Raw genomic sequence first — 25,145 nt, forward strand, 5'->3', positions numbered from 1 at the left:
TTACACCTCAAAACCGTTCGGGTTCTTTTGATGGAAGTTCCATGCGCTTTTGATGATCAGTTCAATGTCATCCTTGAGCGGTGTCCATCCCAAGACTTCTTTTGCCTTTTGATTGGATGCGATCAGTGTGGCTGGGTCGCCAGCTCTTCTGCTATCCATCTTTACAGGTATTGCGTGCGTAGTGACCTTTCTAGCCGCCTCTACGATCTGTCTGTTGGAAAATCCGTTACCGCTACCTAAGTTGATGATCTCACTGTCCATGCCTTCCCTCAGCTTTTCGAGCGCTAGGATATGGGCTCTTATCAGGTCGTCGATGTGGATGTAGTCGCGTACGCAGGTTCCGTCCGCCGTGTCGTAATCCTCTCCGAAAATGCTCATCTGTTCCCTTTTTCCAAGGGGAACTTGAAGAACGATCGGTATCAGATGCGTTTCGGGCTGATGCGCTTCGCCGATCTCGCCGCTGCCATGGGCGCCCGCAACGTTGAAGTACCTGAGCGAAACATACTTAAGACCGTGCGCAAGCGCAGTCCAGCTCATCATGTTCTCCATCGTAAGTTTGGATGCGCCGTAAGGACTAATGGGTCTGGTGGGGTGATTCTCGTCGATCGGAACATAGTCCGGTTCGCCATACACCGCTGCTGTAGATGAGAACACAATCCTTTTAACATCATGCCTACACATGGTTTCAAGCAGCACTTGGGTTCCATAGACGTTATTGTCAAAGTACATGAGTGGCTCAAGCATGCTTTCTCCGACAAGGGATTTTGCAGCAAAGTGCAGCACACCGTCAAGTTGCTCTTTATCGAAAACCTGGTTCAAGAAATTAGCATCCTGCAGATCACCCTGGTAGAATATCGCATCTTCATGTATCGCCGATCGATAGCCCGTACTTAGATTGTCGACAACGACGACACCATGCCCTTCGTCGATCAGCTTACGTACGGCGTGCGAGCCTATATACCCCGCACCGCCAGTCACTAGAATTCTCATTTTATTCCCCTATACAGATCTCTTTTGCCCCGTCACCAATTGCCACAGGGTAAAAATCCGCCTTGTATCCAACCGCACTTTCATACGCGGTACCGATTTCATCAATAAACTGCTTAATCTTGTCTTTTTTTATCAAGGTGACGGTACACCCACCGAATCCTGCTCCGGTCATCCTTGAACCGATGACACCGTCAAAGGCTTGAGATAACTCCACCAGCGTATCCAGCTCATGTCCTGTCACTTCAAAATCTTCCTTTAAGGACCTATGCGACTCGTTCATCAAAAGTCCAAAATCGACTAGTCGCCCTTCCTCGAGCGCTTTCGCCGCCTTCAAGGTTCTTTGGTTCTCGTATACGGCATGTCTTGCCCGCTTCAGCTCGACACGATCTACAATCGCATGTGCGACACGTTCGAACTCGTCAGCTGAGAGCGAACCCAGGCTTTCGGTAACTCTGATTGTGTTCACCGCTTCGAGTGCGGACTTGCACTGTGCTACCCGCTCGTTATACTTCGAATCGGCGAGTCCGCGCTTTTTGTTGGAGTTGGTTACTACAAGCGCGTAGTCGCCCAGTTCTACAGGAGCATACTGAAAATCCAAGGTGGAAGTGTCAAGTAGGATGGCATGATTTTCTCTGCCCATGCCGATGATAAACTGGTCCATGATACCGCACTGCACACCCACAAAATTATTCTCTGCCCGTTGGGAGTATTTGACCATTTCAACAGGTGAAAGACCAAACTCGAACAAGCTGTTGAGCACGACACTCATGGCAAGTTCAAGTGAAGCGCTCGATGAAAGTCCGGAGCTGTTGGGAATATTTCCGTAAAAACATAAGTTCAGACCCGAAGAAGGCATATGCCCTTCATCAGCGAAAATCTGCAAAACTCCCTTCGGATAGTCCGTCCATGATCCGCTTAGATCATAGGAGTCTGAAAGTGTCACCGACTCCACTCCACGCTCGTCGATATTGATCGAATAGAGATTGATCAGCTGATCGTCTCTTTTTTGCGCTGCGACATAGGTTCCTATCTTAAGAGCGCACGGCAAGACGTGCCCACCGCTGATGTCCGTATATTCACCGATCAGATTGACTCTTCCCGGCGAAAAAAAGATTCTTGGATTCTCAGATGTTTCATATGTTTTCTTATACACATCGATAAGTTTTTTAATCAATTTGTCTCACCTTATTTCTTTTTGATATGTTTGCGGTTATCAATTGCGACTGCAGTGATTATGATAAGCCCTTTGATGATGAACTGGATATAAGGATTGACTCCGATAAAGGACAAGCCGTATGCGATAACCTGGAAGATCAGCACACCAGCCACGATACCCGAAATCGAACCGATACCACCCGAGAACGAGAGTCCACCTACGATACACGCGGCGATAGCGTCAAGTTCATACATGTTACCTGTGTTGTTGGTCGCAGACCCTATACGTGCCGCTTCGAGCGAGCCGCCAAGGCCATATAGAAGACCTGCAAGTGTGTAGGTGATCAGGATGTATTTGAACACATTGACACCCGAAACGATCGCTGCTTCCTGATTTCCGCCGATTGCGAAGATGTTCTTGCCGAATTTCGTCTTGTTCCACAAGACCCACATGATCGCCACCGCGATCGAAGCGTAAATCACGAGATAAGGAATGCTCAGCGGACCGAAGTCGATAGATCCCTGAGCGAACTTCATAAATCCTTTATCCAGTCCACCGATAGGTTGTGCGCCAAATGGAGGTCTGTCGAAGTAGATTGAAGTCAGTCCATAGACGATGATCATCATGCCAAGTGTCGCGATAAAGGGATCGACCTTGAACTTTGCGACAACAAAACCGTTTACTAAGCTGATGGTCGCTGTTACAAGCATCACAAGGATGATTGGCAGGAAGATAGGTAGCGCAGGTAAATCCGGATACATCTTATAAGCGTAATCCGCACTCTGAAGTAGCGATGCTGAAATGACAGCCGCAAGACCCACTTGTCGTCCAAGCGACAGGTCCGTGCCCTTTGTGACAATGATGGTACCGACACCCAGTGCGAAGATGATTCTCGTCGACGACTGGCTCAGTATGTTGCTTAAGTTTTTCATCGATACAAAACTTGGTTCAAGTGCGATAATGATCAAAAGAAGACCAAGTAGAATAAAGAATATCGCATTATCTACGACAAATTTCCACATTTCCTCACGGGTCATGTTTTTCAATTTTGCGACCGGTTTCTCTTTTACTTTTATGTTAGACATGGGTTCTCCTCCAAAAATTATAAGAATTTAGCGGCTAGGCGCATGATTTCTTCTTGCGTTGTTTCTGCTGTGTTCACGATACCTGCCACTCGTCCGTCACTCATCACTAGAATCCTATCTGTAATTCCGATCAGTTCGGGCATTTCTGATGAAACCATGATCACACCTTTTCCGTTGTCGGCAAGATCGATCATAAGCTGGTATATTTCGTATTTGGCACCTACATCGATTCCTCGTGTAGGTTCATCCATCAGCAAAATCTCAGGTTCAGTAAGAAGCCATCTGCCGACAATCACCTTTTGCTGGTTACCGCCCGATAAGGACTGGATCTTAGTGCTTATGGTCGGCGTCTTGACGCTCATGCTGTCGACTACCCAGTCTGTATCTTTGATCATGTGCCTATTGTTTAACAGCAGAGTTTTCTTATTGTATTGGTCGATATTGGCAAGTGTCGCGTTGAACTTGATGTCAAGTTCTGCGAAAATGCCGGTTTCTCGTCGTTCTTCCGTAATGAGGGCGAAGCCGTTTCTTATGGATCTTCTTGGATTTGAATTGTTGACGACATGTCCATGTAGCTTTATCTTACCCGATTCCACAGTTCTGGAGCCAAAGAGGCACTCGAGCACGTCGGTCCTTTTAGATCCTACAAGTCCTGCTATTCCTAGTATCTCGCCGTGTCTTAAATCAAAAGAGATATCCTTGACAGAAGGCTGGAACTTTGCAGTGATGTTCTCTACCTGCATCATGACATCCTTTGGAAGATTGGTCTTCGGTGGAAATCGATGCGTCAGGTCACGACCGACCATCAGGTTGATGATTTCATCGGTGCTGATATCCTTGATATCCTTGGTCGCCACCCATGTGCCATCTCTAAATATGGTCACCTCGTCTGCAATCTGCTCAAGCTCTTCCATCTTGTGCGAAATGTAGATGATACCGACGCCGCGGTCTCTAAGCGCTCTGATGATCTTAAAAAGGTGGTTTACTTCCTTTTCAGTAAGCGACGACGTCGGCTCATCCATGACAAGGATTTTTGAATCGTATGATACCGCTTTCGCGATTTCTACCATCTGTTTTTCAGATACCTGCATATCCCCTACTTTTTCTTTAGGGTCTAAATCGATATCAAGGTTCTTGAATATCTCCAGCGTGTCCTTATACATTTTATCTTCATCAATAAACAGACCCTTCATAGGGAATCTACCAAGCCAAATATTATCCATGATTCTTGTGGTTTGTACTTGATTCAGTTCTTGGTGAACCATCGAAACTCCATTATCAAGCGCATGTCTAGAATTTTCAAAGTTAACTTCCTTACCTTCAAGCAGTATTTGTCCTTGATCTTTTTTATAGATACCGAACAAGCATTTCATCAGTGTAGATTTACCGGCACCGTTTTCACCCATCAATGCGTGGACAGTACCCTTTTTTACATTAAGCTGTACACCATCAAGCGCTTTAACCCCAGGGAATGCCTTGTGTATGTTCTTCATTTCAAGAATGAACGTTTGATCCATAGCGCGCCTCCTCTCAAATACCTTTACAAAAATTTCGAGATGCCGTTTGGCATCTCGAAAAAGGGCTGAATTATCGCCAACTATCTTATTTGTATGCGTTTTCACCAAATTCAATATTGTCTATGCTAACAGCGACATAAGGAACTCGAACCGCTTTATCTGTCATCGTCCAAGCAGTACCTTCAAGAGGGTCATTACCCATTGCCACGTTCATAGCAAGATCAAATGAAGCTTTACCTTGGTTTTTAGCGTCGTTCAAAACTGTTCCAGCCATATAGCCGTCTTTAATCTGTTGTAGAGCATCTGGAATCGCATCAACACCAACTACAGGCATGTATACTCCACCGTCGAAATATCCGTTTGACTTAAGTGACTGGATAGCACCAAGTGCCATACCGTCATTGTTTGCCACTACGAACTCGATAGCGTCGCCGTGCTTAGCAAGCCAAGCGTCCATCAGTTCTTTACCTTTAACTGAATCCCACATGCCAGTTTGTAGTTCCAACTCTTCAACCGCAACACCGTTTTCTTCAGTTGTTGAAATTGCAAAGGTAGTTCTCGCTTCAGCATCAGGGTGTCCCGGTTCGCCTTTTAACAGTACATACTGCATGATACCGTCGCCGTTTCTATCCCATTCAGGATTGGCTTTCCACATTTCTGCCATCATCTTACCTTGGATAACTCCGGCTTCTGCCGAGTTTGTACCTACATACCAGGCTTTATCATAACTCATCAGGTCTGTCTGGTTAGGTTCTTTGTTGAAGAAGACAACCGGTAAATTTTCAGCTTTTGCCTTTTCAATGATTGTTGGAGCCGCTTGAGGATCAACTAAGTTGATTGCTAAAGCTTTTACGCCTTTGGATATCATGATATCCACTTGGTCGTTTTGTGTCGCCTGGCTGTTTTGTGAATCGTTAAGAATAAGCTCTGCTTTGTCAGTTGCTTCAGTTTCGATCGCTCTTCTTACGAACGACATGAAGTTGTCATCGAACTTATAGATTGTAACACCGATTTTTGGCATTCCATCATCTGCACTTCCAGCACAACCGACAAGAGACAATACCATTACTACCATTAACGCTACTGCAATAACCTTTTTCACGAATAACTCCTCCTGAAATATCGTCTTGAAAACGTTTGTCTTAAGTATCGACTTGAGGACTTGCATGAACTACAAGTCCTAAAAATCTAAATGTGTCGTTTTCGTAATTTCATTTTAGTAAATTATTCAGACTAAGTCAAGAAGTTTACTTAAAATTTACTCTTTTATTTACTAAGTTATTTTTTTGCACTTTCCCGGAGTATGAGTTCTGTAGGGATAATCACCTTTTTTGCGATGGTCCTGTTATTCACAATCCGTTCCATCAACAGATGTACAGCGGTTTCACCCATGAACTCCTTATGCACCCTCACAGAAGCTAGCGGAGGAACGGTATATTTTGAAGTCGGTATGTCGTTGAATCCGATAATCGATATCTCTTCTGGAACGTTTATCTTACTTTCATGAAGTGCCCGAAGGGCCCCGATCGCCATGGAGTCGCTGGCGATAAGAAAAGCGGTGGGTAGTTTTATCGACTGTTCTATCGCCTTTTTCATCAACTCGTAACCGCTGCTTGCAACAAAGGTTCCTATATAGATCTGTTCCGATTCAAGCATGCCGCATTTTAAGAGATAGTCTCTAAAAACGATCTCTCTGCGCTCACCTAGGGCGAGTTTTTCCTCGCCTACGTATTCACGTCCACCGATGTATCCGATATGCTGATGCCCTTGCTCGATAAAGTGATTGATCACTCCTACGACAGCCTGTTCGAAATCGATGACAATGCTGTCGAATTGGCTTTCCATAGGGGATGAATCCACGAACACGATTCTTGGCGATACCGCTTTAAACCGCTCGATATCCCTTGTTGAGAACTTACCTATCGCGATGAGGCCCTCTACTTCATCCATCGTATCAAAATCATAATGCGAAGGGTCATAAACCTTCACGATATCGATATTGTTGTCATAACACTCCTTTTCGATGCCCATCCTGATCGACATGTAATAAGGGTCGTCCAGCTCCTGTTGGATGGTGTACCAGTGTATCAGTCCGATTTTCATTTTAGGCGCTTTTATCTTATCCACCCTTCGTCTAGGTGTCACATAATCCAGTTCCTCAGCGATTTCAAGAATCAGCTGTCTTTTATCGTCACTCACAGATAGAGTCTTATCATAGTTCAGTACTCTCGAAACGGTCGCTGGCGATACTTTCGCTATTTTTGCTATGTCTTTGATTGTTGCCATCACTATCCACCTCCGCAATCAGTAAATATTTACTTAAATAGTTTACCAATTATTTTACTAAAAGGCAAATGAGTCTTATGTGATTTTTTTTAGAGTCCAAATTCTCGACTGATAATCACCCGTGGAATCCTCTGTCTTAGTGATACCGTTAAAACTTGGAATCAATTTTATTCCGATATTCATCAGGATACTGCCGTGAACCGGCATCTCGTCGTTCACCTTGTAAACCGCATGCTCATCCAACCCTTCAAGTTTCATGTACATCACACAAGCATTGGACCGCGCAAGTTTTTGATACCATGCCACGATCGCGCTTTCCTTACCTTCAGATACGACCATCCATGCAGTTTCGTTCTTATCACCTTCAAAAGGACTGATCAGACGGTAAAAATCACCCAAGTGAATGAGTGTCCTGTAGGTTTTAAAAAAGTTTATCTGATCCACCACCTGAGCGCACTGTCCTTCGTCCATCTTGTTAAAGTCAAGCTCATAACCGAAAGTGCCGAAGTATGCCACATCCGCTCTTGTCTTAAGCGGTGTGCTTCTCATCACCTGATGGTTTGGTACCTCTGAAACATGCGACCCCATCATCGAAAGCGGGTACACGAGACTTGTCGCATATTGTATGTTCATTCTCTCCAACGCATCGGTATTGTCGCTAGTCCACGCCTGTGGAGCATAAAAGAGCATGCCCGGATCGAACCTGCCCCCACCTGCGGCGCAGGATTCTATCATAACATCGGGATACCTGCTGCGAATTCTTCCATAGAGCTCATAAACGCCTAAGATATATCGGTGCATGAGCTCACCTTGATGGCTTCCGCTCAAGTAACTGCTAAAGGCGTCTGTTATGTTTCTATTCATATCCCATTTGATATAGCTGATAAGAGATCCATCCAAGATTTGACTCAGGACGCTGAAAATATGGTCCACCACTTGAGGATTGCTGTAATCCAGTACATATTGATTTCTTGCTTGTGCCCTTGATCGTCCTGGTTCTCCTAAGACCCATTCGGGATGGTCATCAAAAAGTCTGGTTCCCATATTGATCATTTCTGGCTCAATCCAAAGACCAAAATCCATTCCGAGCGCACGGATTTTTTCAGAGATGCCCTTGATGCCATCCGGCAACTTGGCCTTATTGACATACCAGTCGCCAAGTCCTGTGGTGTCGTCGTTTCGCTTACCAAACCATCCGTCGTCGAGCACAAACAGGTCAACGCCCAAAGCCTTTGATTTTTCTGCAAGCTTCAGTAGTTTTTTTTCATCAAAATCAAAGTAGGTCGCTTCCCAGTTGTTGACGAGAACCGGCCTTACCGAGGCTCTCCATTTTTTTGGTATGAGGTATTCCCTAAAGAATCGGTGAAAAGTCCTACTCATGTGCCCTACGCCTTTACACGTATGGCATAGCAAGGCCTCAGGAGAAGTGAAGGAGTCACCCGGAACCAGGCTCCAAGAAAAACCATCCGGGTGAATTCCTGCGCTCAGTCTCGTCTGATGCTGCGAATCCACTTCGGCGGCCATCAAAAAGTTCCCGCTGTAGATAAGCGATATTCCAAACACTTCTCCACTTGATTCTGAGGTATCGCTGCGCTTAAGCATCATAAAGGGATTGTGTTGGGCGCTTGAAGCGCCTCTTTTGCTCCCAATGGACTGGTTGCCTGGCCTTAACTTTGTTTCATAGAGTTGCCTTTCGCTGATCCAGTCTCCTGCAAGATGGCACATGTGATACTTGCTATCCACAAGATCGATCGACATGCTCATCAAACGATCCAGTACCACTGGACTATCACCTACATTCACAATTTTTGCGCTTCGGGCGATGATCCCTAAATTTTCGAAAAGGCTATAGCTGAGGTAGACCTCAAGTCGAGCATGATTGTCAATGAGCTTGATGATCAGTGTTTCAACCTCGTCCTCATTTTCGCACCAGCTATGTGGAAGCCCTTCGATCGCAGGCTTCCCCCTGCTCACTTGATACGACTCGTACTTAAAGTCTGTAAGTCGGCTGCCACAAGTTCTAAGGACATCCACTGCAGGTTCTCTAAAATCTCCAGTTCCAAAACTAGGATATTCGAGCCTTTCGAGTCCAAGCGATACGTCAAACCTTCCTTCCTCGACATAGGCGGTAAGGCCTTTGTTCTGGTCGGTTCTGAAATAGGCTTCTATCAGTTCGCCTTCAAGACGTTCTCCAAAGTGATAATGTGCGAGATGACCGGTTCTTAAGACACCCATCACATAGCTGATTTCACTGTTTTTTAAGTGAAAGATCTTCGTTTTTTCATCAAATGTTATCATCCACTACCCCTTTACGGCACCACCGACTGTAAGTGCTTTTTCCACCTGATTGCTGAAGAAGATGTATAAAAGAATCGTCGGCAGACTTGCTATGACCATGGTCGCTCCCATCGCACCCCAATCGGTTGTAAACTGCCCTTGGAAGAATAAGATTCCCAGCGGAAGGGTCTTGAGCTTCTGATCGATGACCAGGACATTGGCCAAGATGAACTCGTTCCATGAATTGAGGAAGGTGAAGATCACAAGAGTCCAGATGGCAGGTTTGACCGTCGGCACCATGATGTGAAAGAAAGTCTGAAAAATAGTTGCTCCGTCTATGCAGGCCGCTTCTTCGAGTTCAACCGGCAGTCCTACAAAAAAGGCGTAGAAGACCATGGTTGCAAAAGACAGATTAAATGCTGAATACGGTATGATGAGCGCTAAATGCGATCCCATAAAGCCAAGCTGGTTCACAGTTCTTGCAACGGGTATCAGCACGGCTTGAACCGGGATGAACATGCCAAGAGCCACATAGATTCTGATCACTTCCTTACCCTTCCATCTCATCCGACTGGTCGCATAAGAAAAAAGCAGCGCAAAGCTTATCGTGATGACGACCGTTCCAACAGCGACGATCACACTGTTTAGAAAGTACTGGGGTACATTGTACTGAGACCATGCCTTGATATAATTTTCAAACCGAAGGGTCGTTGGAAATCCGAATGGATTGCTGACAAAGATCTCATCGTTGTTTTTAAAACTGTAAAAGAGCATCCAAATAAGAGGATACAGCGACACAAACGCGTATCCCCAAAGAAATAGATGGAATAACGCCTTGCTTAAGGAAAACGGGCTACGGTTTATTTTAGGTTTGTTCATCATGCTCCCTCCACTGCTTTTTCTGTTTTAAAGATCCAATTGATCACGAGTATGGCCATCAGACATTCGAGTACAAGCACAGCCGCAGCAGCAAGGCCATAACCGAATTCTCCGCTTCTAAAAGCGGATGAATACATCATGTAGGTCAGCGTATAGGTCGAGTTTCCCGGGCCTCCGCCTGACATGATGAACATTTCTGTAAAGGCCTTGATTCCTCCAGTAACAGAAATCACCAGACAAAATTTAAAGGTTTCCGCCAAAAGCGGTATGGTTATTTTAAGGTGGGCTTTGACAACACCTGCACCGTCGATGCGAGCTGCTTCATAGTAGGAAGTCGGTATCGACTTGATTCCTGCAAGTATCAGCGCGAACTGATATCCCATCCACTGCCATGCGTTGACTATCGCTATCGCATAAATCGCGTTGTGCCTGTCCACAAGCCAGTTTTGCCTGAAGTCTAGTCCGACGGCTTCGAAAAACCTGTTGAGTAGACCGGTATCCGCATTGTAGATCGACAGCCACAACTGACAGACCACCGTCACCGATAGTACGACAGGAATGAAATAGACGATTCTGAAAAAGTTCTTGCCCTTGAACTTGATCGTCGAAACCGCAAGTGCGAGCACGGTCGCCATGGTAAGCTGAAACATGGTGATGACTAGGGCGAACTTAAATCCGTTGAGATTCGCTATCTTAAAGACCTTGTCATCGAACAATCTGATAAAATTGTCAAATCCGATAAAGATCCCGGATGAAAGACCGTTCCAATCATAAAAACTTCTGTAGAACACCTGGACGATGGGGTAAAAAACCATCACGGTGAATAAAATAAGCGCTGGCATGGTGAATAATGCGACCGCCCATCTGTTGCCAAAATACTTCTTCACGTTCAACCTCTTTTCTATACTCAACCCTTCAACTTGCATTGGCTCTTTAAAGAAAATGAAGCAACCTAATAGTAGATTGCTTCATCATCGATTACTTATTCATTCGCTCGATTGTCTTGTCGATTTCTTCAACAAATTCCGCCACCGTATAATCAGGAGTTAGCAGGAATTGAGATTGGTCTTCAATCGCTACTTTAAACTGAGGATTCGAAAGTCCCCACGCGAATTTTGTAGTTGAAGTGATGGTGCTCATCTCTTCTGACAATTTTGCCATCATCGCCGGGAAAGGTTTCTCAGGCTGTAAGCTTTCGTCGATCTTAAGCGCTAAAATCGGATTTGAACGTTTTGTATATTTTGCTTCACAATATTTCTCAGAAATGAAAGCGGCAACTTCTGCAGCCAGTTCCTTATTTTCAGAATGCGGGCTTACCGCGTATCCGCCTGGTGCACCACCACCTGATAAGGCTTTTGCGTTCTCTTCATAGCCAGGCATAACCGGATACCACATCCAGTCGGCATTTTCGCCTAATTTTTCAGTGGATGCTTCCATCTCCCATTGTCCGTTTAAGAACATCGCAGCTTTTCCTTCGTAGAATAGAGAGGCCGCCTGGTCGTAGTTGAGATTGGTAGCACCTTCTGGTAAGAATCCTACAGCAAGCAAGTCTTTAAGGGTTTGTGCCGCCATGGTGTATGCCTCATCGGATGCACTGCTTTTTCCCTTGTCAAGACTTACGATTCCCTCAGGAGCGAATCTTGTAGCAAATACGTCGTAAAGTGCGGTTGTAATCCATTTTTCTTTTGCAAAGATCGACATTGGAATGATATCGTTCGCATTGAACACTTCAATCGCTGTCAAAAGTTCTTCATAGGTTTCAGGAACTTTCACACCGTATTCTTCAAAAATCGCCTTATTGTAGTACCACATCACTAGTTCGTTGCCCGCATAAGGAAAGGCATAAATATGGCCGTCTTCGTTATAGATGATATTGCTCGCGCTAGGATGTGCCTTATCCAGATAGCCACTGCTTTTGGCAGCATCATCAAGAATCATGATATTGCCTGACTCCTTAAATGTCTCGATTTGCGAAAGACCTACTTGAAAGATATCCGGTAAGTTTCCTGTCGCAGCATACGTCTGTAGCTTTTGACCGTCGTCCTGAGCCTGGATATCAAGTTCAAGCGTCACATTCGGATAAGCTTTCGCTAGTTCTGCTACCGCATAATCGAATGGGATGATCGTATCATCATCGGAATACTGCGCGTAAATTCTAAGTGTGATATTCTCAGCTTTTGGTTCTTCTTTTACTGCTACTGTTTCTGCCTCTTTATCTGCCACAGCAGGCGCCGAAGGTTCTTCTTTTGTCGAACAACCGGCCATCATGCCTACTATCAGCATCATTGATACTACAAGTGCTAAAACACGCTTCATTGTGATTCCCCCTATACAAGTTGAGTTTGACTTAATAACGTTTTCCTACACCGCTAGTATAGGTTTAAAAATCACTAAACTGAATGGACGATTCAAAAATGAAATGGTACTTTTCGAAATTAGTTTCTGAAATCACTTGGTGATTTTCCGTAAAAACGCTTAAAGCATTTACTGAAATAGCCTGCGTCCACATAGCCTACACGCTGTGCGATCGTACTCAATTTACTGTCCTTCAACGCTATCATCTCTTTCGCTTTTTCCATCCTCAGTTTCAGCACATAATCGGAAATCGTCATTCCTGTTTCCGATTTGAACATGCTTCTTAGGTAAGTTTGATTGACCAGCAGCTCCTTAGACATATCCGACATATTGAAAAAAGGATCCTGGTATTCCCTGAGGATATAGCCTTTCACATCATCCGCGATTTTTTTCGATCTGCTGACATATTCATCATTGATGTAATTGACGCCGTGTCCCCTACCGACCTTTGACTTATGGTTAAGCGCGCTCACCGATTCCTCATAAGAGGTGACGATGCCGTCAAGTCCTGAATGTATTCCACCTATACCAATCGAGACATTCAGGTTCAGTCGAGTCTCGATGATATCCACCACCCGTTTAAAATCATCGATATCCACTTCTTCATCAGGAGTCTCATTAAGACAGGCCATGACAAGCATCCTTCCATCGTAGTCGGTAAAGCTGAATCTTCTGTCCCCTTCGTCGATCAGGTCTTCGATAATGGTACCGACAGATTGTTTCCACGACATTTCCCTATCAAAATCCACATCTGAGCCAAGGCCTGATTCGATGGCTATCGCCACCACCCTGAACTTCTTACTCTTATGCACCCACTGGCTAACGACAGGAAGCAGGGCGTCGTCACTCTCTTTTACATGCTTGCCGTAGATCAGGCTTCTAAAATAATGCTCGCGCTTGATATACACATCATCTTTTTTAGGTACGCCCTTTGCACCATGTTCATGGTATTGCTGCAAGGACAAAAGTGTGACGATCAGCTCTTCCTTTTCAAACGGCTTGACGATATAATCCGATACCCCTAACCTTACGGCTTTTCTGGCATACTCGAACTCGCTATGGCCTGTGATCAGCACCACCGATGTCAAGGGGAGCTGTTCCTTTAACGCTTCAGTAAAATCGAGGCCGTTCATATAGGGCATGTTGATGTCAGACAGGACGATATCGGGCTTATGTTTGATCGCCAGATTCAAGGCATCGGCACCATTGTTTGCTTCACAGACAAGTTCAAAGCCATAAGACGGCCAGTCGATGGTCTGTTTCAAATAATCTAAAAATACAGGCATGTCATCCACTATCATGACCTTAAGCATCCTTCTCACTCCTTTTTATTGTAATGACCACCGTCGTACCGACGCCGGTCTCGCTTTCAATTTTCAAATGACAGGTCTCACCTAGAAGCAGCCGCAACCGTTCTCGGACATTGATGATACCAAAATGCTTTGTACCGTCAAAGTGAATCATCTGCTTATTGTCATCTTCAGGTTCCGACTGTTCAAGCACTCTGTTTAACACACGCAGCCTGTCCTTTTCGATTCCTATGCCGTTGTCTTTGATCATCAGTACAAAATCGTCAGAGGTGTGTCCCGATATGATTTCAAGCTCGCCCTGACCGTCCTTGTACTTCAACCCATGATAGATTGCATTTTCTACAAAGGGCTGAAGGCTTAGTTTTGGAACAAACATCTCCAACATCTCCTCTTCCACATCTATGTTGTAGGAAAACATATCCTCATACCTGATATTTTGGATCGTCAGGTAGTCTTCCACAATGCGTAGTTCGTCTCTAAGTCGTATCTGATCGGCACCACCTGACAGGGACTGCTTGTAAAAGTCGGCGAGTGTCATCGTCGCCCTTTTTGCTTTCTTATTTTGCTTCATTTCAATCAGTTTCATGATGATATCCAGCGTGTTATACAAGAAATGGGGCTTGATCTGTTCCTGAATAAGCGCAAGCTCGTAATGCCGCTTTCTTTCTTCCTCCTGTGAAATACGGATGAGAAGCTCTTCGATCTTACTGCTCATCGTATTGAAGCTCTTAGCAAAGAGACCCAGCTCATCACTGCTTGTCACCTGGATCCTATGGGTGAAATCTCCGCTCGAGACGACTTCGACCCCCTTTTTTAACAGTAGGATCGGTCGTGTGATCCAGTGATTCACAAAATAAGACAGCATGACTACAAGCAGGATGATCGATGCCAGCATCACCGCTGTAAGTACGATCAGATTTGTCATATCTGCTGTGAACGATTTTAAGTCACCCACAGCGACCAAGGTCCAAGGAAGCTTGTCCAGCTGATTTTTTGCGAACATGCTCGTGCTTGAAGTCCCTTTTATCAGATTATGGCTGGCACCCTTTAGATTCATAAAGACTAAAAGATCCTTGTCTGCCACCTTGTCGAACAACTTCTCCTTTTTCACAGAGGATACGATCTGATACGAGTCATCCACAAGCATGTATTCCACGAGCTCCTGCTCAAAGCCTGAGGAGAGAGTTTTCTCACTGATGTTGATAAAGAGATAGCCTATGGTCTTTCCCGTATTGATATTCCATACTTTCTTCCCTAATGTGACCACTGCCTCTTCTCCACTCAGCGTCATCCAAGACCTCCGCTGCATGTCAAACCACAGGTTGGTTCCAGCCGAATCAGCGACATGGTCGATCAGCGTCTGCTTTCCAAGTAAAGGATAGTCCTTCACCAGTTCGATATCGGAATAATAGATCCGATTCGATGTATCGATAAAGGCGATCGATTCGACATCCTTGAAGATCAGCTTTGAATAGGCTAGTTCGTTGGATAACAGACTATACATTTTGACATCCTCAGACAAAACACCATCTGCAGAAATGTTGTTCACCAGGTTGTTGATGCTGATCGTCAAGTAGGTAGCCGCATTTTCCGCCTGTTCCAGTACGTCATCCACTCGTTCTGAGATGACGGATGTGCTGTCTACCATGCTTAAAAGGCTTCTGTTGACAATGGAATCCCTGTAAAGCTTCCCTGATAACATGGCAAAGGCGATCATGGGTAGGATCATAAGCGGAAGGTACAAATAGGTCAATTTCTTTTTTAAACTCATTCTTCTATGGTTTTTAAAGGTCAATGTAGGCTCCTTATCTATCGACGGTTCATGATGTAAATTTCTCACTTGACTATTAAACCACTATTTATTTTTTATTTCCAGTGCCTATTTTCAAATTGTCTGACAATTCGTCTTAACTATGCTTGACATAAAATTTCAAAAGTGATTAAATAAAACACAGGAAACCAGAAATTGAATTCGGGTTTCCATTCGGAGTTTGACTATTCAAAAGGAGCAGATCAATGGAGTTGAGAGAACGAATATTAGAAGCGGCAACCGCTGAATTTAATGAAAAAGGTATCAAATTCACACTTGCAGACATCAGCAAATCGATTGGCATCAGCAAAAAGACCATCTATACCATCTTCAGCGGTAAAGAAGAACTTCTTTACGCAATGATAGACAGTGGTTTTGCCAGTATAAAAAAAGCGGAATCCGACATACTCGCAGATACCGGACTCACTACGCTTCAAAAAATCAGACAGATCATCATCGTTCAACCCGAACCCTTTCATACGATCGACTTCAAGCAGTTTGCTTCCATCAACGAGAAGTACCCAAAACTCTATAAGGAAATACGTCGTAGAATTGAAAGCGAATGGGATCCGACCATTCAACTTCTCGAACTAGGCATGAAAGAAGGATGCATAAAAAAAGTATGCCTACCTGTACTTAAAGTAATGATCGAAGCCAGTATCGAACACTTTCTTGACAGCAAGGTCATTCAAAGTGATGAAATAGGTTATGAATTCGCACTACAGCAAATGATGGATATTCTGATGGCAGGTATTCAAACCACTGAGGAGGAAGTAGCATGAAACTGACGGGCAGAGAAAAAACAGCCTATGGCATCGGAGCTATAGGAAAAGACATGGTCTATTCTTTAGTTGCGGGATTTTTGATGTACTATTACAATGCGGTACTCGGGATAAGCGCTACATTTATCGGAGTCTTATTCATGGCCGCAAGGGTTTTTGACGCCTTTAACGATCCGATCATGGGCATCATCGTTGAAAAGACCCATACACCGATTGGAAAATTCAGACCATGGCTCATCATAGGTACCCTTTTAAACGCAATCATCTTAATCGCGATGTTCAGGGTTCCCGCGTCGCTTTCGGGGTCTTCGCTTTTGATCTATACCTCTGTCGCCTATTTGCTTTGGGGCATGACCTACACGATTATGGATATTCCCTACTGGTCGATGATTCCGGCGATAACCGAGCACGGCAAAGACAGAGAGAACATCTCCGTTATCGCAAGAAGCTGCGCGGGACTCGGATTCGCCGTACCTGTCGCTCTGACCATGGTACTTGTCCCTTTACTGGGTGCGGGTAGCGAGCGCGAGGGCTTTGCTAAACTTGCGCTAATCATCGCCGCGCTTTTCATCGTGACGATTTCGATCACCGCGGCATATGTCAAAGAAAAAGTAAAACTAAAAGTCAAAGCACCTTCGATCAGGGAAATGATAGGATCATTGATGAAAAACGACCAGGCTCTTGTTGTGGTGGTCGCGATCGTCATGTTCAACACCTCACTTTATCTGACACAGCAGCTAGCGATCTACTTCTTCAAATTCGATATCGGAAACGCAGCACTCTTTGGCGTGTTCGGTACAGTAGGCGGACTAGCGCAAATCATTGCCATGATGCTTGTGCCCCTTTTCAGAAAGAGACTCGGTACAAAAAAACTACTTGTGGCCGCAGTGGTCACAACGCTTATCGGGTATAGCCTCCTGCTGCTCTTTGGAATTCTGAACATCAGAAACATCGCATTTCTGAGCATCGCCGCAATCATCATCTTTATGGGATTCGGCGTCGCCACAGTGCTGACGACCATCTTCCTTGCAGATACGGTGGATTACGGCGAATGGAAGAACAAGCACCGCTCGGAGAGCGTCATCTTTTCGCTTCAGACATTTGTCGTGAAGCTTGGATCAGCTATCTCTGTCTTTATCGCAGGTGTCGGCCTCGATTTGATCAAACTTGACATTAACGCGGTCACCCAAACGACTTCGACACTGATGGGATTAAGGTTCCTGATGATCATCGTACCGATGGCGGGGCTTATCGCGACTATCCTGTTCTTTGATAAAAAATATCATTTGAGTGAAGAACGATTGAAGGCGATGAGTGCGGAACTGACCCTGAGGAGGGTCGCCAATGATTAAAGTCATCGAAGATCGGTTTCTACTCGAAACCGAGAATACCAGCTATCTATTCAGGTGCCTGCCCTCAGGCCACTTAGAGCATCTGCATTATGGTAAGAAAATCATAATTTCAGACGATTTCAGACCGCTCTCAAAAAAAATCGCCTACCTGCCAGGCAACACGATCGCCTATGGCAAGAACTGTCCTACGATAGGTCTTGAGAATATGGCGCTAGAGATGTCATCACTTGGCAAAGGCGACATACGAGAGCCCTTTATCGAACTGCAGACAAGCTCAGGCATCACGACAACGGACTTTTTGTACGATAGCCACACCATCACATGCTCAAAACAGGATTACGTAGGGCTCCCCAGTTCTTACGGTAGCGATGAAGAGGTTACAACCCTTGTCATCACGCTAAAGGACCGCTACAGCGAGTGCACGCTTGAACTTTACTATCACGTCTATTATCAGACCGACGTAATCACAAGGAGCGCAAAACTCATCAATACGGGAACAGACGCTCTTTTTCTTGATAGGCTCATGAGCACGCAACTTGATTTTGATCACAGCGCATACAAAATGACTACCTTTACAGGCGCATGGGTACGTGAAATGCAGCTCAACCATCAGATGATACAAGCCGGAACGCTCGTAAACAGTAGTCGGTCGGGGGTTTCGAGCAACCGCGCGAATCCGTTTTTTATGATAAGTGCGAAAAATGCCACAGAGACCGGCGGCAGCTGTTATGGACTGAACCTTGTCTACAGCGGAAACCATTACAGCGCAGCGCAAGTCGACGCCTTCTGTAAACTGAGGGTCGTCAGTGGTATGAACCCCATGGGAATGAGACATACGCTGGAAGCGGGCGATTGCTTCCAGTCCCCCGAGTGTGTCATGACCTTTTCCGACCAGGGGTTTGGCGGCATGAGCAGAAACATGCACCAATTTATCAAAGACCATATTGTCAGAGGGGTATGGCAACATAAGACAAGACCTGTGCTGATCAACAGCTGGGAAGCCCATTACTTTGACTTTAACGAGGCAAAACTGATGCGTCTTGCAAAAAAGGCCAAGCAGATCGGAATCGAACTCTTTGTTTTGGATGACGGCTGGTTCGGTAACAGAAATGATGACACCACTTCACTCGGAGATTGGAACGTCAATAATAAAAAGCTACCAGGTGGAATCGAAGGCTTATCAAAGAAAATCACCGAGCTAGGAATGGATTTCGGTATCTGGGTCGAACCTGAAATGGTAAACAAAGACAGCGACCTATACAGGGCTCATCCAGAATGGGCTGTAGAGATTCCCGGTTTCGAGCATGCAACAGGAAGAAACCAATACCTTCTGGACCTGACATGCTTGGATGTCCAGGACTACCTGATCCAGTCGATGTCAAAAGTGTTTTCAAGCGGAGCGATCACCTATGTGAAGTGGGATATGAACAGGATATTTTCAGACTGTCATTCACAAAACCTGCCTGCTCATCGGCAGTCCGAGTTCAGTCACCGCTATGTTCTTGGACTATACAGAGTGTTAGATGCCCTGACAAAGGCATTTCCGGATATTCTTTTTGAGGGCTGCGCGTCTGGCGGCAATCGGTTTGACCTTGGTATGCTCTGTTATATGCCACAAATTTGGGCAAGCGACAACACCGATGCCGTCAGTAGGCTTTCCATTCAAGAAGGGTACAGCTACGGTTATCCTCAATCGGTAATCGGTGCACATGTTTCTGATTGCCCTAACCATCAAACACTAAGGCATGTACCGCTGGAAACCAGATATCATGTCGCGAGCTTCGGTCTTTTAGGATATGAGCTCAACCTTTCGGATCTAGGTAGCTCGGTGTTGAACCGACTCAAGCAGCAGATCACGTCTTATAAAAAGTGGCGTAAGATTTTTCAGTTCGGTGATTTTTACAGAATTGAAAATCCGACACTACCTGGCGGCTACAATTGGATGGTCGTTGATGAAGACCAGAAAAAAGCGGTAGGAGCGGTCTTTCAAAAAGAGGCGATGGCGAATCAGATGGATCTGATTTTTTATGCACGCGGATTGGACCCTCAAACGACCTACCACTTTTACAATATCCCGACAAAACATAACGTAAAACTCTTTGGAGACTTGATCAACACCGCCTCACCGGTCCATATTAAAAACGGGTCGGTCGTGCAGCACCTTGTGTCGAAAGTCTATCAGCTGGACGGCGAACACGAAGACCACTACGTGTCAGGCAGCTTGGCTGAGTTTGCAGGCATCAAGCTTAAACAAGGTTTTGGAGGGGTCGGGTTTGATGCCAGCGTCCGGTTGTTTGAGGACTACGCATCGAGGCTTTATTACTTTGACAGAGCTATCGGAGGTAACACAAATGGAACGTTCAAAACTGATCTTTGACAACAAGGTTGAAGAGAAGACCTATAGACGGGCTGTAAAATCAAAGAAAAGACATCTAAAGAAATTTGGTGATGATTCCATGGTCGACTATCCACTGACAGTCACCTCAAACGAGGTTTTAGAACCCTTTATCGGAGTTAATAACCTATCCATAGGAAGCGATTCAGCACACCCTATCGATGAGGACAAAGGAATCATTATCGGAAATATCCGAATGGGGTTCGGCCATTATCGAATCTCCATGGCCATCGCATCTGCGGCAAATGCCATGGGATACACCCCTTACTGGTTTGATCTGCATGCATTCAAGCAAACGACAGGTGGAAAAGTGATCGCACATCTGAACAACCTCTACTCCATGGGTTCAAGGTGGTCTACAAAATACCCGCTATTCAATAAAGTGTACTGGGAACCTTTAAACTCAGAAGGATTCAAAAAACTGTCCTTCAACGCGGCAGACCAAAAAACAGCGGAACTGATGACTCCGGTATTTGGCAATCTGCCAAAGCAGATGCCCTTTATCGCAACACATGTATGGCCGGCTCAAGCCGCGGTGCATGCCGGCATGGACAACGTTGTCAATGTGATACCCGACAACTGGCCGATGGCGCTTCATTTAGCCGAAGGAAGCATCCACACGGTTCAGACGCCTTCCTCGTATTTTGGCTACAAGACCCTGAAGGGCATGAACAAGAAACAAGTGCTGAATCCCATACCTAGTGACGCCTTATACGAAGTGGGCCATTATATCGATCACGAATTGGTGAAGGACCTAAACGAGGACTGCGACAAAAGACTTGCGCGCATTCAAGCAGGCAAGGCAAAAAGAATTCTTCTCACCGTCGGCGGCGCAGGAGCTCAACAGGAAATCTTCATCGCAATCGTCAAGCAGTTGATTCCACTGGTCCAAAATGAAGAGGTGACACTCTTTGTCAATGTGGGTGATCATAAATCCGTATGGGACAGCATTCTTCAGGCACTACCAGTATTAAAGGAGATGAGCCTCCCTTATTTTGACGACTGGCAAAAGACCACCGCATTTGCAGAAGCAGCCCTCTCAGGTGATGTGAAGGGCGTCCATGCCTTTTATCATGAGGATATTTTTGCAGCTGTTTATGCTTCAAATCTCTTGATGAGGGCATCAGACCTCTTGGTTACAAAACCAAGCGAGCTGTCCTTTTATCCGGTACCAAAACTCCTGATCAAACGTGTCGGAGGTCATGAAGCCTGGGGCGCTGTCCGCTCGTCTGAAGTCGGCGACGGCACCATCGAATGCGAAACGGAAGCATTGACCCTTCAGATGCTTGACCTTCTTTTAAAGGACGAGGACATGCTTGAAATGATGGTAAACAACATAAAAAAAGCACATCTGATCGGAACCTACAACGGAGCATATCAGGCAGTTTCTCTTGCAACGACAAAAAAACTGCAAAAATGACAAACGCCTCTTATCAAGTTTGATAAGGGGCGTCTTTCATTCTAGCACTATTCGCTTAAGGTAAACTGCTTGATCGCTTCATCCATTTCCTTAGCCATATTCTGTAGCCTTTCTGCCGATGCCGTAAGGGCTTCAAACTGAGATTGCTGATCGTCTGTTGCATCAGTCACAGCTTCTGTGGCTCTTGCAGTCTGTTCGGATACCGCTGCGATGTTTCCTATGACGTCCACAAGCTTTGACTTGTCATCATTAAGCATGTCCACTAGTCCTACTTGGTGCTCGATGGCCTCAAGGAGCGCTTCGATAGATTCTGCGATGGTCGTATAAGAGGCCACCGCGTCACCTACAAGTCCGGACTGCTGGTCTGAAACCCTATTGACTGCTTTTACGCGGTCGACGGTCGCATAGGTGTCGGTTTGGATTTGTTCAATCAGGTTTTTAACATCACCGGCAGCTTTTGACGATTGCTCCGCAAGCTTTCTGATTTCGTCGGCGACAACGGCAAATCCTCTTCCTACATCCCCGGCTCTTGCCGCCTCTATCGAAGCATTCAGTGCCAGAAGATTCGTCTGCACTGCGATGCCGCTGATCACTTCGACGATAGCACCGATGTTCTCCGCTCTGGTGTTAAGCCTTGCTATTTCTGTTCCAATGGCATCTTGTGCGGTTTGCTGTTCACTGGTATTGAGTTTAAGACGATCGATGACCTCAAGTCCATTTTGACTGGCGTCATTCACCGATTCGGCTGTCGCACGCATTTCTTCCGAAACCGCGCTGAGCGCTTCAAACTGGCTGGCGAGATAATCCACCTGCTCTACTCCGCTGACCGTATCTTCCACCTGCCGTTTGGCACCACCGGCTATCTCTGAAAGTGAGACCTGTATGGCACCTGCCGCTTCTATTGCCGAATCCGTTTTGATACCCACATCAAAAGATGCTTGTGACAAGGAATCCGCCACTTCATGTATTTTCATCAGCGTCTGACTCATGCGCTTTTTCGATAGGTTCATGCTTGCAGCGATTAGCGCAAACTCATCCTTCGTCTTCACGATTGTCTCTTTGCTAAGGTCGCCGTTTTGCATATCTTCGAGCGCATGTACAACTAGCTTGACAGGCTTGTTGATGCCTATTCTCGTATAGATCAGCACAAAGACCATCATCAGGAACCATGTCGCGACAAACATCACGATCAGCTTTGTTAGAATCGATTGCGAGTCCTCAATCAGTTCTCTCGAATCCACTTCGACAATCAACCATGCGTCCGTCAGATTGGATGGAACGACCGTCGCGTATCTTTCCTGACCAAATGACAGATACTGCACCGCAGCGAGCATCTGCGACTCCATGGCCTTTTTCAGTTCCGGATTTGTGATCGGCGTATTGATGATTGCGACTTGAGGGTGAGACATGATCACACTCTTATCTGAAACCATATAGGCATAGCCTGTCAGACCGATCTTCTTATCAGACAAATCCCCTAACATCGTGTCAAGCAGCACGTCCATCGACAGTACGCCGATCAGCTGATTGTTGCGCTTGACAGGGTAGCTGGCGATAATTCTCCAGTGTGACTTTGACTGGTCGTAAAAGGGTGCCGACCATACCACGTCCGACTGCTCGGTAACGTTACCATAGTTGACGTCGTTAAAGGGATTCACTTCATCGTTATACTCCTGCTGGTGCGACGCGACTTCGAGTCCGCTCTCCGTTTTATAGTAGACTCCATACACTTCTCTTGAGTTGGTTCTTATCTCTTTTAGAAGCGTTTCCACCTTAAATGACATCGTACCGCTCAAATCAACGTTTTGTATAAACTCTTCTTTACTGAGCGTCGTCAACTTTTCTTCAAAGATCTTTAGATACAGACTCATGCCTTCCATGATTTCATGACCGATCTGTTCACTGTCAGTGATCAGCCTTTTTTCTAAAACCGACTTTGTTTCACTAAAAATCATATTTCCTGTAACGCCAAATCCCACAATCAGCAGCACTGAAAACAGCACCATCAGTTTTAAAGCCACACTCAACGTAAATCCTTTACGTGAGCGTGGTTTAAAGAAACGTTTTCTCATGACCGAAGCCCTCCCTAATTATTCATCTGCTTCTAGTATGCGAATAATTACAAGCTACTTCAATTGTCATAACTGACGAATTAAGTTTAACATTTTCGTCATATCTAATCTTTACTTTGTGAATTCTTGCAGTGCCTCATGGATAAATTCTGCAAGTCCCGACCGATACTTGTCATAATAGGCTTTGAACCTTTCATCCTGAACATAGGTGGTCCCTAATCCTGCATGGGCTTCCTTACTGTAAGTCCCCCAATAATGCATCAGCCACTCCTTGTGTGTTTGCATCGCTTTCATTGAAGATTCCGAAGCAGGGTCGCCTTCTTCAAACGCCTTCATCACTTGTTCCAAAAAGCTTTTTTCCAATAAGGCGGCTCCGTCAAAATCTTCTTTCGACATTCCTGATACTTTTTTACGGCTCGCCTCATAGATTTCCTTACCATATCTGCTGCTGACTTCCTCTCCATACTTCTTATCGTTTTCTTCAATCAGTCGCCTCTTCATTCCTTCAAACTTCTCTTGATCGTTCATTTCTACTCCTCCATTGTAATACTCGATTGATTTATCCAGCAGATTCAAAATCTTATCCAGCCTTTCCTTCTTTTCGTGTATCCTTTTTCTGTGACCTACAAGTGCTTCAAACTTATCGTACTCAGGCGAATCCATAAGCGCCTTGATTTCCTCAAGTGCAACTCCCAATTCACGGAAAAACAGAATTTGCTGTAAGGTATCCACCGCGTTTGTATCATACAACCTATATCCCTTTGCTGTTTCATCACTTGGGTTCAAAAGTCCTATCTCATCATAATATCTGATGGTCCGCGCACTGATCCCCGCAAGGTCCGCTATCTGTTTTACAGTATACATTTGTAATTCCTCCCTGATAGGATTATCATACACCATGACGTAGCGTATAGGTCAACGATTAATTTACAGCACTTCAAATAGTATAGGGTCAACCCCACGCTTAATCTGTTTCTAATGAAATTCATTATCAATAAGTGCGTACCAACGAGCAGTCCCCACACTTAACCTTATTTTAATCTAAATAACATGGAATAACCTACTTGTAGTTGTGAAGTCCCGACGGTCTATAATTAAATCAAGATAAGAAACACAGGAAACTACAAAAGCGAAAGGAGCTTTGAATATGAGCTTATTGAACGCATTCACAAAATCTAACAAGAGCATCGACAGACTAGCGCAATATGAGAACATTCAAGTCAAACTCGCTGAATCAAGAAGATTTTTTAACCTTTAAATCCTTTGGTCCAGCGGCTACTGAAAGGAGAAACATCATGAAACGAGTAAAAAAATCAACACTTCAAAAGGCTAACGCCAATAAGAAAAGACAACTCTACATAGACGAGACTGCCAATCACCTGGCTTATGAAAGAATCGTCTTTGGTTTATAAAAATACTGAATCACCTTTATGATTCAAGTGATTCATCCACACACACT

The 25,145-nt window shown here is 45.2% G+C and carries 18 protein-coding genes; 4 read left to right on the plus strand and 14 right to left on the minus strand.

Features of this window, described 5'->3' with window-relative positions; genetic code table 11:
* The 12 genes from galE to DWB64_RS10230 form a co-directional block, all read right to left on the minus strand.
* Complete coding sequence (gene galE, locus DWB64_RS10175; protein ID WP_129488124.1) at window positions 1-990, minus strand: UDP-glucose 4-epimerase GalE; 990 nt, start codon at window positions 988-990, stop codon at window positions 1-3.
* A 1-nt stretch (window position 991) separates the two neighbouring features.
* On the minus strand, window positions 992-2,164 hold the full coding sequence (locus DWB64_RS10180) for a galactokinase (protein ID WP_129488125.1): 1,173 nt from the start codon (window positions 2,162-2,164) through the stop codon (window positions 992-994).
* Window positions 2,165-2,175: 11 nt separating this feature from the next.
* On the minus strand, window positions 2,176-3,231 hold the full coding sequence (gene mglC / locus DWB64_RS10185; RefSeq protein WP_171831362.1) for a galactose/methyl galactoside ABC transporter permease MglC: 1,056 nt from the start codon (window positions 3,229-3,231) through the stop codon (window positions 2,176-2,178).
* Between the two features lie 17 nt (window positions 3,232-3,248).
* The gene (gene mglA, locus DWB64_RS10190) at window positions 3,249-4,748 is read right to left on the minus strand and encodes a galactose/methyl galactoside ABC transporter ATP-binding protein MglA (RefSeq protein WP_129488126.1); all 1,500 of its coding nucleotides are present in this window, start codon (window positions 4,746-4,748) and stop codon (window positions 3,249-3,251) included.
* Window positions 4,749-4,833: 85 nt separating this feature from the next.
* Window positions 4,834-5,850: a galactose/glucose ABC transporter substrate-binding protein MglB gene (gene mglB / locus DWB64_RS10195; protein ID WP_243118972.1), complete on the minus strand. Its 1,017-nt coding sequence runs from the start codon at window positions 5,848-5,850 to the stop codon at window positions 4,834-4,836.
* A gap of 176 nt (window positions 5,851-6,026) precedes the next feature.
* Complete coding sequence (locus DWB64_RS10200) at window positions 6,027-7,034, minus strand: LacI family DNA-binding transcriptional regulator (protein WP_129488128.1); 1,008 nt, start codon at window positions 7,032-7,034, stop codon at window positions 6,027-6,029.
* Between the two features lie 75 nt (window positions 7,035-7,109).
* On the minus strand, window positions 7,110-9,332 hold the full coding sequence (locus DWB64_RS10205) for an alpha-galactosidase (RefSeq protein WP_129488129.1): 2,223 nt from the start codon (window positions 9,330-9,332) through the stop codon (window positions 7,110-7,112).
* A 3-nt stretch (window positions 9,333-9,335) separates the two neighbouring features.
* Complete coding sequence (locus DWB64_RS10210) at window positions 9,336-10,190, minus strand: carbohydrate ABC transporter permease (RefSeq protein ID WP_129488130.1); 855 nt, start codon at window positions 10,188-10,190, stop codon at window positions 9,336-9,338.
* On the minus strand, window positions 10,190-11,077 hold the full coding sequence (locus tag DWB64_RS10215) for a carbohydrate ABC transporter permease (protein ID WP_129488131.1): 888 nt from the start codon (window positions 11,075-11,077) through the stop codon (window positions 10,190-10,192). The genes DWB64_RS10210 and DWB64_RS10215 overlap by 1 nt, the downstream gene beginning before the upstream one ends.
* A gap of 91 nt (window positions 11,078-11,168) precedes the next feature.
* On the minus strand, window positions 11,169-12,506 hold the full coding sequence (locus DWB64_RS10220) for an ABC transporter substrate-binding protein (RefSeq protein ID WP_129488132.1): 1,338 nt from the start codon (window positions 12,504-12,506) through the stop codon (window positions 11,169-11,171).
* 119 nt (window positions 12,507-12,625) lie between these two features.
* Window positions 12,626-13,858, minus strand: a complete 1,233-nt coding sequence (locus tag DWB64_RS10225) for a response regulator (protein WP_129488133.1) — start codon at window positions 13,856-13,858, stop codon at window positions 12,626-12,628.
* A complete protein-coding gene (locus tag DWB64_RS10230) occupies window positions 13,851-15,650 on the minus strand; it encodes a sensor histidine kinase (protein ID WP_129488134.1) in 1,800 nt (599 codons plus the stop codon). Before DWB64_RS10230 ends, DWB64_RS10225 begins: the two co-directional genes overlap by 8 nt.
* Window positions 15,651-15,871: 221 nt before the next feature.
* Between DWB64_RS10230 and DWB64_RS10235 the strand changes: the two genes are divergently transcribed.
* Genes DWB64_RS10235 through DWB64_RS10250 form a run of 4 tightly spaced genes read left to right on the plus strand, consistent with a single transcriptional unit; the run spans window position 15,872 to window position 21,614 of the window.
* A complete protein-coding gene (locus DWB64_RS10235) occupies window positions 15,872-16,447 on the plus strand; it encodes a TetR/AcrR family transcriptional regulator (RefSeq protein ID WP_129488135.1) in 576 nt (191 codons plus the stop codon).
* A complete protein-coding gene (locus DWB64_RS10240) occupies window positions 16,444-17,799 on the plus strand; it encodes a glycoside-pentoside-hexuronide (GPH):cation symporter (protein ID WP_129488136.1) in 1,356 nt (451 codons plus the stop codon). The genes DWB64_RS10235 and DWB64_RS10240 overlap by 4 nt, the downstream gene beginning before the upstream one ends.
* Window positions 17,792-20,176 carry an alpha-galactosidase gene (locus tag DWB64_RS10245; RefSeq protein WP_129488137.1) on the plus strand — a complete coding sequence of 795 codons (2,385 nt, stop codon included), beginning with the start codon at window positions 17,792-17,794 and terminating at the stop codon, window positions 20,174-20,176. Before DWB64_RS10240 ends, DWB64_RS10245 begins: the two co-directional genes overlap by 8 nt.
* Window positions 20,151-21,614: a hypothetical protein gene (locus tag DWB64_RS10250; RefSeq protein WP_129488138.1), complete on the plus strand. Its 1,464-nt coding sequence runs from the start codon at window positions 20,151-20,153 to the stop codon at window positions 21,612-21,614. Before DWB64_RS10245 ends, DWB64_RS10250 begins: the two co-directional genes overlap by 26 nt.
* A 47-nt stretch (window positions 21,615-21,661) precedes the next feature.
* Here the strand turns inward: DWB64_RS10250 and DWB64_RS10255 are convergent, their stop codons facing one another.
* Together DWB64_RS10255 and DWB64_RS10260 are read right to left on the minus strand one after the other, a co-directional pair.
* The gene (locus DWB64_RS10255; RefSeq protein ID WP_129488139.1) at window positions 21,662-23,686 is read right to left on the minus strand and encodes a methyl-accepting chemotaxis protein; all 2,025 of its coding nucleotides are present in this window, start codon (window positions 23,684-23,686) and stop codon (window positions 21,662-21,664) included.
* A gap of 111 nt (window positions 23,687-23,797) precedes the next feature.
* Window positions 23,798-24,550 carry a MerR family transcriptional regulator gene (locus DWB64_RS10260; RefSeq protein ID WP_129488140.1) on the minus strand — a complete coding sequence of 251 codons (753 nt, stop codon included), beginning with the start codon at window positions 24,548-24,550 and terminating at the stop codon, window positions 23,798-23,800.
* Window positions 24,551-25,145 lie beyond the last annotated feature (595 nt).

Origin of the sequence: Fusibacter sp. A1 (assembly GCF_004125825.1) — a bacterium.
In the GTDB taxonomy this organism is placed as follows: domain Bacteria; phylum Bacillota; class Clostridia; order Peptostreptococcales; family Acidaminobacteraceae; genus QQWI01.